The organism is Burkholderia sp. MSMB1498 (assembly GCF_001526245.1).
Taxonomy (GTDB): domain Bacteria; phylum Pseudomonadota; class Gammaproteobacteria; order Burkholderiales; family Burkholderiaceae; genus Burkholderia; species Burkholderia savannae.
In genome coordinates this window covers 16,880-29,770 of sequence record NZ_LOYJ01000056.1, presented here as the reverse complement: position 1 = coordinate 29,770, position 12,891 = coordinate 16,880, and the positions used below count along the sequence as shown (strand labels likewise).

General features: G+C 68.0%; 8 protein-coding genes. 4 read left to right on the top strand and 4 right to left on the bottom strand.

Translation table 11 applies throughout. The features are described 5' to 3' along the window. The first annotated feature begins 16 nt into the window (after nucleotides 1-16). Nucleotides 17-1,885 carry a fatty acyl-AMP ligase gene (locus tag WS91_RS10555; protein WP_059670239.1) on the top strand — a complete coding sequence of 623 codons (1,869 nt, stop codon included), beginning with the start codon at nucleotides 17-19 and terminating at the stop codon, nucleotides 1,883-1,885. A 477-nt stretch (nucleotides 1,886-2,362) separates the two neighbouring features. Next, nucleotides 2,363-3,262 carry an AEC family transporter gene (locus tag WS91_RS10550; protein WP_059670238.1) on the top strand — a complete coding sequence of 300 codons (900 nt, stop codon included), beginning with the start codon at nucleotides 2,363-2,365 and terminating at the stop codon, nucleotides 3,260-3,262. 185 nt (nucleotides 3,263-3,447) lie between these two features. On the opposite strand, the gene WS91_RS10545 is transcribed toward WS91_RS10550, so the two are convergent. Next, nucleotides 3,448-3,918 carry a GNAT family N-acetyltransferase gene (locus WS91_RS10545; protein WP_059670237.1) on the bottom strand — a complete coding sequence of 157 codons (471 nt, stop codon included), beginning with the start codon at nucleotides 3,916-3,918 and terminating at the stop codon, nucleotides 3,448-3,450. A gap of 155 nt (nucleotides 3,919-4,073) precedes the next feature. On the opposite strand from WS91_RS10545, the gene WS91_RS10540 reads away from it, so the two are divergent. Together WS91_RS10540 and WS91_RS10535 are read left to right on the top strand one after the other, a co-directional pair. Then, a complete protein-coding gene (locus tag WS91_RS10540; RefSeq protein ID WP_038749588.1) occupies nucleotides 4,074-4,733 on the top strand; it encodes a GntR family transcriptional regulator in 660 nt (219 codons plus the stop codon). Continuing rightward, nucleotides 4,717-5,955 (top strand): dicarboxylate/amino acid:cation symporter, encoded by a 1,239-nt coding sequence (locus WS91_RS10535; RefSeq protein ID WP_038749590.1) that lies wholly within the window; start codon nucleotides 4,717-4,719, stop codon nucleotides 5,953-5,955. The genes WS91_RS10540 and WS91_RS10535 overlap by 17 nt, the downstream gene beginning before the upstream one ends. 908 nt (nucleotides 5,956-6,863) lie before the next feature. Here WS91_RS10535 and WS91_RS10525 read toward each other — a convergent pair. From WS91_RS10525 to WS91_RS10515, 3 genes are all read right to left on the bottom strand, one after another. Next, nucleotides 6,864-8,396 carry an efflux transporter outer membrane subunit gene (locus WS91_RS10525; RefSeq protein ID WP_059647014.1) on the bottom strand — a complete coding sequence of 511 codons (1,533 nt, stop codon included), beginning with the start codon at nucleotides 8,394-8,396 and terminating at the stop codon, nucleotides 6,864-6,866. Nucleotides 8,397-8,406: 10 nt separating this feature from the next. Continuing rightward, on the bottom strand, nucleotides 8,407-11,592 hold the full coding sequence (ceoB, locus tag WS91_RS10520) for a multidrug efflux RND transporter permease subunit CeoB (protein ID WP_059580280.1): 3,186 nt from the start codon (nucleotides 11,590-11,592) through the stop codon (nucleotides 8,407-8,409). A gap of 61 nt (nucleotides 11,593-11,653) precedes the next feature. Further along, nucleotides 11,654-12,883: an efflux RND transporter periplasmic adaptor subunit gene (locus WS91_RS10515; RefSeq protein ID WP_038749598.1), complete on the bottom strand. Its 1,230-nt coding sequence runs from the start codon at nucleotides 12,881-12,883 to the stop codon at nucleotides 11,654-11,656. Nucleotides 12,884-12,891: the final 8 nt, after the last annotated feature.

Sequence of the window (12,891 nt, the reverse complement as noted above, 5' to 3'; positions counted from 1 at the left end):
AGAGGACCGATCCGACATGTCACCCCTCCAATCCGCCCTCGCCGCCTGCCGGACGCTGACCGCGCCGCCGCCGCTCGCGCCCGCGTCCAACTTCGCCGACGTGCTGCGCTTTCGCGCCGAAACGACGCCCGACGAGTTCGCATACGGCTACCTCGGCTACGGCCGCATGCCGGACCGCGTGATGCGCTATGGCGACATTCACCGCCGCGCGCTCGCGATCGCGCGCGAAATCGTCGCGCACGGCCGCCCGGGCGACCCCGTGCTGCTGATCTTCCCGTCCGCCGCCGACTTCATCGAAGCGTTCTTCGGCTGCCTGTACGCGGGCCGGATGGCCGTGCCGGCGCTGCCGCCGCGCACCGAGAAAGAGCGCCGCCGGCTGATTTCGATTGCGCGCGATTGCGCGCCGTCGTTCGCGATCTGCGGCGCGGGCGAGCGGGACACCGTGCTCGCCGAGCTGTGCGCGGCGGGCGTCGTCGCGCCGCCGTGCCGCGAAGTCGACGCGTTCGACGCGATCGACGCGATCGCCGACGATGCCGCGCCCGCGCTGCCCGCCGTCGCGCCCGACAGCATCGCGTTCCTCCAGTACACGTCCGGCTCGACGTCCGATCCGAAGGGCGTGATGGTCGGCCACGACAACCTGCTCGCGAACGAGCGGCTGCTGCGCCGGCACTGGGGCAGCGATCGCGAGCGCTGGCTGATGGTGTCGTGGCTGCCGCACTATCACGACATGGGGCTGATCGGCGCAATCCTGCATCCGATCTACGCGGGGCGGCCCGCCGTGTTCATGTCGCCGCAGGACTTCCTCCAGCATCCGGCGCGCTGGCTCCACGCGGTGTCCGACTACGGCGCGACCTGCAGCGGCGCGCCGAACTTCGGCTACGAGCTGTGCCGCCGGCGCGCGAGCCGGATGGATCTCACGCGGCTCGATCTGTCGACATGGGAGCAGGCGTTCAACGGCGCGGAGCCGGTGCGGCCGCGCACGATGCGCGAGTTCGCCGACGCGTTCGCGTCCACCGGCTTTCGCTACGACGCTTTCGCGCCCTGCTACGGGCTCGCGGAGCTGACGCTCGCGGCAACGTCGAAGCAGCTCGGCGCGCCCGTCGTCATCCGGCGCGCCGACTACGGCGCGCTCGCCGACGGGCGCTTCGAACCGCACGAGGGGGACGGCAGGTCGATCGACGTCGTGTCGGTCGGCACGCTCGCGCATGCGGATCAGACGTTTCGCATCGTCGATCCTTCGACGGGCGAGCCGCAGCCGGTGGGCGCGATCGGCGAGATCTGCGTCGCGAGCGACAGCGTCTGCCACGGCTATTTCGGCCGCCCGGACGCAACCGACGCAACGTTCCGCGCATACCGTTGCGACGCCTTTCCGAACGGCATGCTGCGCACGGGCGACCTCGGCTTCGTCGACGATCGCGGCCATCTGTTCGTCTCGGGGCGGATCAAGGATCTGATCATCCTGAACGGCGTCAACTACTATCCGCAGGATATCGAAGGCGCGGTGCTCAACGTATCCGACCAGATCCGCGCGAACCGGCTCGCCGCGATCATGGTCGAGCGCGACGAGCAGGCGGGGGTCGTCGTCGTGCTGGAGGCGATCGGCCGGTTCGATCTCGCGACGCTCGCGCCGGAGATCGGCCGCGAGGTGTGGGACGCGTGCCAGCTGACGCTGAGCGGCGTGATCCGCGTGAAGAAGGGCGAGATCCATACGACGTCGAGCGGCAAGATCCAGCGCGCGACCTGCGCGAAGATGCTCGCGGACGGCGCGTTCACGATCGAGGATGCGCATTTGCACGACGCCGCGCAAGCGTGGCTCGCGCCGCTGATCGAGCGGTGCGCGGGCGGTGGCCGCGAGGCTTCAGGCGACGCGCGGGCCGTCGCCTGACCGCGCGCGGCGCGGCGCTCGCGCTCGATTCCTCGGACGGTCGCGTGGCGGCGTTCGGTGTTTTGCGTTTTGCGTTTTGCGTTTTGCGTTTTGCGTTTTGCGTTTTGCGTTTTGCGCCGGGTGTCGCGTGTCGCGTGTCGTGAGTCGTAAGTCGTGAGTCGTGCGTGTCGCGCGTGTCGTGCGTCGTACGTTCTACGCTCCACTTTCTACCTGCGCGGCGATCGTCGGTCCCGCGAACGCCGTGCATGGATCGAGCGGAATTCGCGGACACGCATCGCCGGAATCCTCGCATCGCGCCGCACACCGGGTTATAGTCCGGCGTGCGCGCGCCGCACGCACGCATGCATGCGGCGCGACGTGACATGCGCCACGCGCACGCCCGTCGCCTCCGTCCCGGCATCGCGCCGTTCTTCGACACCAACCCGCACGGGCGGCCCGCCGGGCCGTCCGGCATCCGATTCGTTCAAACGCCGATCGATGGCTTCGTTGATTCTCGTTCTCGCCTGCCTCGTCGCGGGCGCCGCGCTCGCACGGAGCAAGCGCCTGCCGGACAACTTCCCGGCCAGCCTCAATTATTTCGTCATCCAGATTTCGCTGCCCGCGCTCGTGCTGCAGCATCTGCACCGAATCGCCTTCGGCGCGGACGTGCTGTGGCTCTTCGCGACGCCCGTCATCGTGTTCGCGGCCACCGCGGCGCTCGCGCTCGCGGCGGGCGCGCTGCTCGGCCTCGACAAGGCGACGGTCGGCTGCCTCACGCTCGTCTGCGGCACGAGCAACACGTCGATCGTCGGCGTGCCGGTCGTGCAGGCGCTGATCGGCGGCGCGGCGGTCGGCCACGCGCTCGTCGTCGACCAGGCGAACTTCATCGTGATGTGCACGGCGGGCCTCGTCGCCGCCGATCTGTATGCCGGCAGCGCGACGAGCTGGCGCGGCGTCGCGCGGCAGCTCGCCGGCTACCGTCCGATTCAGGCGATGGCGCTTGCGCTGCTGTTGCGGCCGGTGCCGTTCCCGCCCGCCGTCGAGGACGTGCTGAGCGCGCTCGGCGCAACCCTCACGCCGATCGCGATGATCTCGGTGGGCGCAAGCTTCAGCCTGCGCAGCGCCCGCGACGCCGCGCGAAACTTCGTCGTGGGCATCGGCCTCAAGCTGCTCGTCGTGCCGGCGATCGTGCTCGCGTGCGGGCTCTACCTGTTCGCGCAGCGGGGCGTGCCGCTCGCCGTCGCGCTCGTGCAGGCGACGATGCCGCCGATGATCATCGCGGGGCTCATCGCGATCGACAGGAAGCTCGACCCGCCGCTCGCGGGCGCGCTGATGACGCTGGGCGTGCCGGCGTCGATCGCGGCCGCGTGGCTATGGCGCGGCGCGCTGCCCTATTGAGACGGCCGAAACGGCCGCGAGATTTGATTCGGAACACGAACCGTCCGGCCCGCGGCGCACGGTCTTCGTCGAGTGCCCGGCCCGGCGCGGATATCGCGTGCACGCGGCGGTTCTCGCCGCAACCGTGGCGAAAAGCGCGCCGCGCCCCGTCGGTCGAACGCGGCGCAACGGCGCTCGCGCGGCCGTCACGCACCGTCGGACAACAACCGGTGCATTTCGTGGAACACCATGTCGGGCCGCGCGGCAATCTTCAGCGGCACGCCCGACGCGACGAAGCCGAGCGATTCGTAAAAGCCGCGCGCCGAATCGCGTGCAGTGCACCAGACGACCTTTCCGTCCCGCCGCTGCGCGTACTCGATGCACGCGCGCATCAGCCGCGTGCCGACGCCGTGCCCCTGCATGAACGGCTCGACGGCCACGCCGCGCAGCCGCCACGCGCTGTCCGGCGGGAAATCGCGGAACGCCTGCCGGCAGATCGTCGCGACGGCGACGATCCCGTCCGGCGTTCGGGCCGCCAGATGAAGCGTCGCCTCGTGGTCGTCGCACGGAAAGCGGCTCGCGTTCTCGTCCCCGTCCAGCAGAATTCTGGCCCTGAGCGGCAACACGGACGCAACCGGCACGGTCACGATTGAGTACGACTGTTGATCGACGAGCATCGGCTGTTTACGAAAAAATTGATTGACCCATTCTAAATGCGCGAATGTTTTCGTTCGCAAAAAAATATTTGTTGTTCACCCCGGCCGATGCGGTTAATCTGAATAAATGTTGCTCGCTTCATTAATTTCAAGCAAACAAACTGCGATCACAGATAATGGAGAAAATCTCGTCCGATACGGGCAGCGCCTATGACGAGATCCGTTCGCGGATCTTCGACGGCCGATTGTCGCCCGGGCAGAAAATCTCTCACCGGGGCCTCGCACACGAGCTGGGCGTCGGGCAGATGCCGGTGCGCAGCGCACTGCAACTGCTCGCGTCGGAAGGGCTCGTCAACATCGTCGACAAGAGCGGCACCTTCGTCAACGAGCCGACACGCGACGATCTGCGCGAAATCTACGAGCTGCGCCTCGCGCTGGAAAGCACCGCGGCGTACCTCGCCGCGCGCGGCGGCGCGACGGACGGGCTGTCGCGCTCGCACGCGCAGATGCGCCGGCTCGTCGACGAAAACAGCGCCGACATCATGGTCGAACAGAAAATCGGCTGGGTCTTTCATGACGAAATATTCAAGGCCGCGCGCAACGACCGGCTATTTACGACATACAAGCTACTGCGCGCGCAAACTCACGCGCTGAACGAATTGCCGCGAAGCGATTTCGCGACGGTCAGGCGCGGCACGCTCGAACATTTGGAGATTTGCGCGGCCATCGATATGCGGGACGCGGAAACGGCGCGGCGCCTGATGTGGAATCACGTGATCGACGGCACTCCGGACAGAATCCGATTAATTCGAGCTCAATATGACACTGGCCAATAAAAAAATTCCTTTATCGCTGCTGATGATTCTCGGCCTCGCGTTCGGCGTGGCCTTCGGCCTGATCGCGCCCGCCGCGAGCCGCGATCTGGCGTTCATTTCGACGCTGTTCGGCCACGCGATCAAGATGGTCGTGCTGCCGCTGATCCTGCTGTCGGTGACGCTCGGCGCGTTCCGCGCCGGCACGCAGCGCGGCCGGCTCGGCAAGACGGCCGCGTTCAGCCTCGTGTTCTTCGTGTTGATGACGGTGCTCGCCGCGTCGCTCGGCCTCGCGCTCAACTGGCTGTTCCGGCCGGGCATCGGCGCGAGCCATGCGCAGACGGCGTCGATGCCTGCGAATCTCGCGAGCGGCATCGACTGGCTGAAGTTCCTGACCGACATGATCCCGTCGAACATCGTCGGCGCGCTCGCGGCCGGCAATTCGCTGCCGGTGCTCGTGTTCGGCGTGCTGCTCGGCTGCGCGCTCGCCGCCGTCGAGGATCGCGCGGCGCCGTTCGTCGCCGTCTGCGAATCGATGCTCGCCGCATTCTTCAAGATGACGGAGTGGGTTGTGTCGCTGTCCCCGATTGCGATCTTCGCTGCGATCGCAGTGCTGCTGTCGTCGAAGGGGCTCGCCGCGATGGCGCCGCTCGCGAAGCTGCTCGGCATCGCATACCTCGGCATGGCGGTTCTCGCGCTGTGGCTCACGCTGATCGTCAAGCTCGCCGGCCATTCGCCGCGCGCGGTCGTACGCAAGGTCAGCGAGCCGCTGATTCTCGGCTTCACGACGCGCTCGTCCGAAATCACGTTCCCCGTGCATCTGAAGAAGCTGACGGAGATGGGCGTGCCGGCGTCGGTCGCGTCGACGGTGCTGCCGCTGTCGTACATCTTCAATCGCGAAGGCGCGGTGCTCTATACGGTGCTCGCGGTGTGCTATCTCGCGGACGCGTATCAGCTCGCATGGAGCTGGCCGCTGATGATCACGATCGCCGTGCTGACGATCATCACGATCGACGGCGCCGCGAACGTGCCGTCCGGCGCGGTCGTCGCGATCACGGTGATCCTCGCCGCGATCGGGCTGCCCGCCGAAGCGGTGCTGCTGATTCTCGGCGTCGACGCGTTCTTCGACATGGGCCGCACCGCGCTCAACGTGTACGCGAGCACGGTCGCGACGACGCTCGCGAGCCGCGTGTCGGGCGTCACGCCGGAGATCGCGGACGCCGCGGCGCACGCGTCGCGCGTCTGAAGCATGTCGTGCGCGCCGTCGACACCGGCGCGCGAAGCGGAAACGGCGCGGCGAAGGCTGCCGGAAACCGAAGATTCGACGACCGGCGCGGCGCGCCGGCCGATGCGGGAAAGTTTTTGCGAGCGCGATGCTCGGCGGTTCGGTGGATGCGGCACGCCGCGCGTGCGGCGGCGCACGACACGGCAACCGCCTCGCATGACATCGCCCGCGCGATTGTAGTTCCGTCTGCGAGTATTTCTGGCCCTCGGATGCAGGCGGTTACGCAGTCCCTGTCGCCCCACGCTGGGACTGCGCTTTTTATTGTCGGACCCAGCGGCGCAACGAAACGATGAGTTCGCGTTTCATGCGCCGCTGCCAAGTGTAGGCCGAGACACGGCGCGCGAAACAGGCGTCGCGCCGCCGCAGGCCGGTTGGATCGATTCGATACGAATCGTCGTTCTTGCGCCGCCGATGCGAAGCGACGGCTGCGCCTCCCGCTCTTCATCGCGCATGCCGGCCGTCACGCGACGGGCGTCGGATTCGTGCGCCCGTCGCGTTCGCGCGGTCCTCAGGCTCTTGGGCTCTTGGGCTCTTGGGCTCTTGGGCTCTTGGGCTCTTGGGCTCTTGGGCCGTCAGGCAGGCAGTTGGACACTCAGGCAGCAGGGCTCTTCAGCTCTTCAGCTCTTCAGCTCTTCAGCTCTTCAGCTCTTCAGCTCTTCAGCTCTTCAGCTCTTCAGCTCTTCAGCATTCGAGCGCTTCGATCATCGAGCGTTCGAACATTCGGCCCATCAGATTCCGACTCTCAGGCTCGTGAGCGCCATCGGACTTCCTGACGCCGTGCCCCCGGCTATCGTGTTTTCCGACCAAGCAAGTCAGACGCGCATCGGCGCATGCGGCGGCTCACGATCCGCAGCCGCCGCACGCACCGCTCAACGCGCCGCGACGTCCTGCTGCCGAGGCTCGCGCGCACCGACGGCCACGTCGCCCGCCCAGCCGCCGCCGAGCGCGCGAATCAGGTTGACCGTCGACACCGCCTGCGTGCCCGTCAGCTGATTCGACTGCAATTGCGATTCGAGCACCGAGCGCTCGCTGTCGATCACGTCGAGATAGCTGACCGCGCCTTCCTGATACTGCGTGCGCGAGAGCGTCGCCGCGCGCCGCGACGCGTTGACCGCATCGCTCTGCGCGCGAATCTGATCGTCGAGCAGACGCAGATCGGCGAGGTTGTCCTCGACCTCGCGGAACGCGACAAGCACCTGCTGCCGGTAGTTCGCGACTTCCTCGTCGTACTTCGCGCGCGCCTGCGCGACGCCCGCGCTGCGCCGTCCGCCGTCGAAGATCGGCAGCGTGAGCGCCGTGCCCGCGAACGGCCCGAGCAGGAACGTGCGGCTCGACCACAGGAACAGATTGCCGAGCGTCGCCGCTTCATAGCCGAACGAGCCGGTGATGTCGAGCTTCGGGAAGTACGCGGACTTCGCGAGGCCGATGCGCGCGTTCGCGGCCATCATCGCGCGCTCGGCGGCCGCGATGTCGGGCCGCCGCTCGAGCAGCGCCGACGGCAGCCCCGCCGGCACCCGCACCGCCACCGGCACGATCGGCGTTTCCTTGAACGAGAAATCCGCGGGCGCCTTGCCGAGCAGGATCGCGAGCGCATGCTCGGATGCGGCGCGCCGCCGCTCGACGCCGACCGCGTCCGCCTGCGCGGTCGCGAGCTCGTTCTTCGCGCGCGACACGTCGAGCTCGCCGATGTCGCCCTCGCTGAAGCGCCGCTGCACGAGCTTCAGCGCCTGCTCGCGCAGTTCGACCGTGCGCCGGTACAGATCCTGGTCGGAATCGAGCCGGCGCAGCTCGAAATAATTTTGCGCGACGTCCGCCTGCAACGCGAGCTGCACCGAGCGGAACAGCGCCTGGCTCTGCGCTTCATCCGCGCGCGACGCTTCGACGTTGCGGCCGACCCGGCCGAACAAATCCGCTTCGTACGACACCGTGCCCTGCGCGCGCCAGAGCGTCGCGTTCGTCGGGCCCGCGCCTTGCGGCTGGAATTGCGACGCCGACGACAGCCCCTCGCGCGTCGGCCCGAAGCCGGCGCCCACTTGCGGGAACCACTGCGAGCGCGCGGCGCGCGTCGCCGCGCGCGCCTGCTCGACGCGCGCCGCCGCGGCCTTCAGGTTCTGGTTCGCCGCGAGCGCCTGCTCCTCGAGCGCGTCGAGCACGGGGTCTCCGAATACCCGCCACCATTCGCCGCGATGCGCGTCGTCGGCGGGCTCGGCGGCCTTCCACGTGCCGGCCTGCTCGCCCTGCGCGAGCGTCGGCGCTTCCTTGAACGCGGCGGGCGTCGCGACGTCCGGCCGCTTGTAGTCGGGCCCGACCGCGCACGCGGCGAGCAGCGCGACGAGCAGGCCGCTCGCCGCCGCGATCTTCGCGACGCGCGCGATGCGTTCGTTGATGTTGGTCTTGTTCATCTTCCTATCCTCAAGCGTCCGGAGCCGGCAGCCCGTAGCCCGCCGAATCCTTCTGCGCGACGTGAATCTTGCCGCCCGCGAGCGTGCGCAGCACCACGTAGAACACCGGCGTCAGCATCAGGCCGAACAGCGTCACGCCGAGCATCCCGAAGAACACCGCGATGCCCATCGCGTGCCGCATCTCCGCGCCTGCGCCCGTCGACAGCACGAGCGGCACGACGCCCATGATGAACGCGATCGACGTCATCAGGATCGGGCGCAGCCGCAGCCGGCTCGCCTCGACGGCGGCCTCGAACGGCGTCTTGCCGTCGTGCTCGAGCTCGCGCGCGAATTCGACGATCAGGATCGCGTTCTTCGCGGACAGCCCCACGAGCACCATCAGCCCGATCTGCGTGAAGATGTTGTTGTCGCCCTGCGTGAGCCACACGCCGGTGAGCGCCGACAGAATGCTCATCGGCACGATCAGGATCACCGCGAGCGGCAGCGTCAGGCTTTCATACAGCGCGGCGAGCACGAGGAACACGAGCAGCACGCTGATCGGGAACACCCAGAACGCCGAGTCGCCGGCCAGAATCTGCTGATACGTGAGATCGGTCCATTCGAACTTCACGCCGCGCGGCAGCGTCTGCGCGGCGATCCGCTCGACGGCCGCCTGCGCCTGCCCCGACGAGTAGCCGGGCGCGGGCCCGCCGTTCACGTCGGCCGCCGTGTACGCGTTGTAGCGCACGACCATCTCCGGCCCGAACGTCGGCGACACCGTGACGAGCGACGACAACGGCACCATCTCGCCCGCCGCGTTGCGCGTCTTCAGCTGCAGGATGTCGTCCGCGCGCTGGCGGAACGGCGCGTCCGCCTGCACGCGCACCTGATAGACGCGGCCGAAGCGGTTGAAGTCGTTCACGTACAGCGAGCCGAGATAGATCTGCATCGTGTCGAACACGTCGGTCACGTTCACGCCGAGCTGCTTCGCCTTCACGCGGTCGAGGTCGACGTTCAGCTGCGGCACGTTGATCTGGTAGCTCGTGAAGAGCGGCCCGAGCTCGGGCGCCTGTTGCGCACGCTTGATGAAGTCGTTCGTCGCATCCGCGAGCCGCGCGTAGCCTACCGCGCCGCGATCCTCGATCTGCATCTTGAAGCCGCCGAGCGTGCCTAGGCCGAGTACGGGCGGCGGCGGGAACACCGCGACGAATGAATCCTTGATCGCCGCGTACTGCTGATTCAGCGCGCCCGCGATCGCTCCCGCCGACAACGCCTTGCCGTGACGCTGATTGAACGGCTTCAGCGTGACGAACACGATGCCCGCGCTCGAGCTGTTCGTGAAGCCGTTCACCGACAGCCCCGGGAACGCGACCGCGCTCTCGACGCCCGGCTGCTTGAGCGCGATCGCGCCCATGTCGCGGATCACCTTCTCGGTGCGGTCGAGCGACGCGCCGTTCGGCAATTGCGCGAACGCGATCAGATACTCCTTGTCCTGCGCGGGCACGAAGCCGCCCGGCACGATCTTCGAGATCATCACGGTCGCGCCGACGAGCGCGAGATACACGCCGAGCATCACCGCCTTTCTCGACAGCACGCCGCGCACGCCGCGCCCGTAGTTCTCCGCGCCGCGATGGAACACCTTGTTGAAGCCGCGGAAGAAGCCGCCGAGCACGCGGTTCATCACGCGCGTGAGCCAGTCTTCCTTGTCGCCGTGGCCCTTGAGCAGGATCGCCGACAGCGCGGGCGACAGCGTCAGCGAGTTGAACGCCGAGATCACCGTCGAGATCGCGATCGTCATCGCGAACTGCTTGTAGAACTGGCCCGTCAGGCCCGACATGAACGCGAGCGGCACGAACACGGCGACGAGCGTCAACGCGATCGCGATGATCGGCCCGCTCACTTCCTGCATCGCTTTGTAGGTCGCCTGCCGCGCGGTGAGCCCGTTCTCGATGTTCCGCTCGACGTTCTCGACGACGACGATCGCATCGTCGACGACGATCCCGATCGCGAGCACCATCCCGAACAGCGACAGCGCGTTGATCGAATAGCCGAACAGCAGCAGCAGCGAGAACGTACCGACGATCGACACCGGCACCGCGATCAGCGGAATGATCGACGCGCGCCACGTCTGCAGGAACACGATCACGACGATCACGACGAGCGCGATCGCTTCGAGCAGCGTGTGGACGACCGCCTTGATCGACGAGCGCACGAACTGCGTCGGGTCGTAGACGATCTTGTAGTCGACGCCCGCCGGGAAGTCCTGCTTCAACTCGGCCATCGTCTTGCGCACTTCGTCGGAGATCGCGAGCGAGTTCGCGCCCGGCGACTGGTTGATCGCCATCGCGACGGCCGGCTTGTTGTCGAGCAGCGAGCGCAGCCCGTACTCGGACGCGTCGAGCTCGATGCGCGCGATGTCGCGCAAGTGCGTGACGCCGCCGTCCGGCGCGGTCTTCACGACGATGTCGCCGAATTCGTCCTCGTTCTGCAGGCGGCCGCGCGCGTTCACCGACAGTTGCAGCGGCGTGCCGGGCAGCGTCGGCGACGCGCCGATCACGCCCGCGGCGACCTGCACGTTCTGCTCGCGGATCGCGCGCACGACGTCGTCGGCCGTGAGATTGCGCTGCGCGACCTTCTGCGGATCGAGCCACACGCGCATCGCGTAATCGCCCGCGCCCCAGAGCTGCACCTGGCCGACGCCCTGGATGCGCGACAGACGATCCTTCACGTTGATGAGCGCGTAGTTGCGCAGATACGTCATGTCGTAGCTGTCGTTCGGCGAGATCAGGTGCACGACCATCGTCAGCGTCGGCGAGCTCTTGACCGTCGTGATGCCGAGCCGCTGCACGTCTTCCGGCAGGCGCGGCAGCGCCTGGTTCACGCGGTTCTGCACGAGCTGCGTGGCCTTGTCCGGATCGGTGCCGAGCTTGAACGTGACGGTGATCGTCATGTTGCCGTCGCTGTTCGCCTGCGACTGCATGTACAGCATGTCCTCGACGCCGTTGATCTGCTCCTCGAGCGGCGACGCGACCGTCTCGGCGATCACCTTCGGGTTCGCGCCCGGGTACTGCGCCTTGACGATCACGGACGGCGGCACGACTTCCGGATACTCGGAAATCGGCAGCAGGAACATCGCGATCATCCCGGCGAGCAGGATGACGACCGACAGCACCCCTGCGAAGATCGGTCGATCGATGAAGAATTTCGATATGTTCATGGAAGGCTCTATCTGATTAGGCGCGCCGGCGCGGCGGGCGCTCCGGGAATACGGCCGCCCGTCACGCGCGCGCGTTGCCCGGCGCGCCCTGCGGACGCTGCACGCCGCCCGCCACGGGCGTCGCGGCTGCGGCGTCGTCGCCGCCCGTCATCGGCACGAGATGCGGCTTCACCTGCTCGCCCGGACGCACGCGCTGCGTGCCGTTCACGACGATCCGGTCGCCCGCCGCGAGCCCGCCCGCGATCACGCGCTGATTGCCGTGCTGCGAGCCGAGCTGCACTTCGCGGTACGACACGCGGCCCTGCTGGTCGACGACGAACACGAACTTCTTGTCCTGGTCGGTGTTGATCGCCGCATCGTCGATCAGCAGCGCCGGATGCGGCGCGCTGCCGCCCACCTTCACGCGCGCATAGAGGCCCGGGACGAGCGCGCCGTCCGCGTTGTCGAAGCGCGCGCGCACGCGGATCGTGCCGGACGAGGTGTCGAGCCGGTTGTCGACCGAATCGATCACGCCCTGCCGCGAGTAGCCGCGCTCGTTCGCGAGGCCGAGCTCGACGGGCACCTTGCGGCCGTCCTTCGCGCCGCCGATGTATTGCAGGTACGTTTGCTCGTCCGCGTCGAACGACGCGTAGATCGGCGACACCGACACGAGCGTCGTGAGCGGCGCGGCCGACGCGCCCGCCGACACGACGTTGCCGAGCGTGATCTCCGCGCGCGACACGCGGCCCGACACGGGCGCGCTGATCCTCGTGTAGCCGAGGTTGATCCGCGCCGTTTCGAGCGCGGCTTCGGCCGCCTTCAGGTTCGCCGTCGCCTCGCGCGCGGCGTTCTGCTTTTCGTCGTAGTCGCGCTTGGCGATCGCGTTGTCGCCGATCAGGCGCTGCGCGCGCTGCCAGTCGCTCTGCGCGTAGCCGTTGCGGGCCTGCGCGCCGGCGAGCTGCGCGGCCGCGCGATCGACTTCCGCCTGGTAAGGACGCGGATCGATCACGAACAGCACGTCGCCCTTCTTCACGAGCGCGCCGTCCTTGAAGTTCACCGACACGATCGTGCCCGACACGAGCGGACGCACGTCGACCTTCTCGACCGCCTCGAGCCGGCCCGAATAGGACTGCCAGTCGGTGATCGTCTTCGACAGCACGGTCGCGACGTCGACCTCCGGCAGCGGCGCCGCCGCCTTGTCCGGCGCGCCCGCGTTCACGCGGATCGCGCCGAACGCGCCGAGGCCCGCGATGACAACGGCCGCAAGCGTCGCGGCCGCGATCCGCGAACGGGAAGTACGCAAGATAGCCATGAATAAAC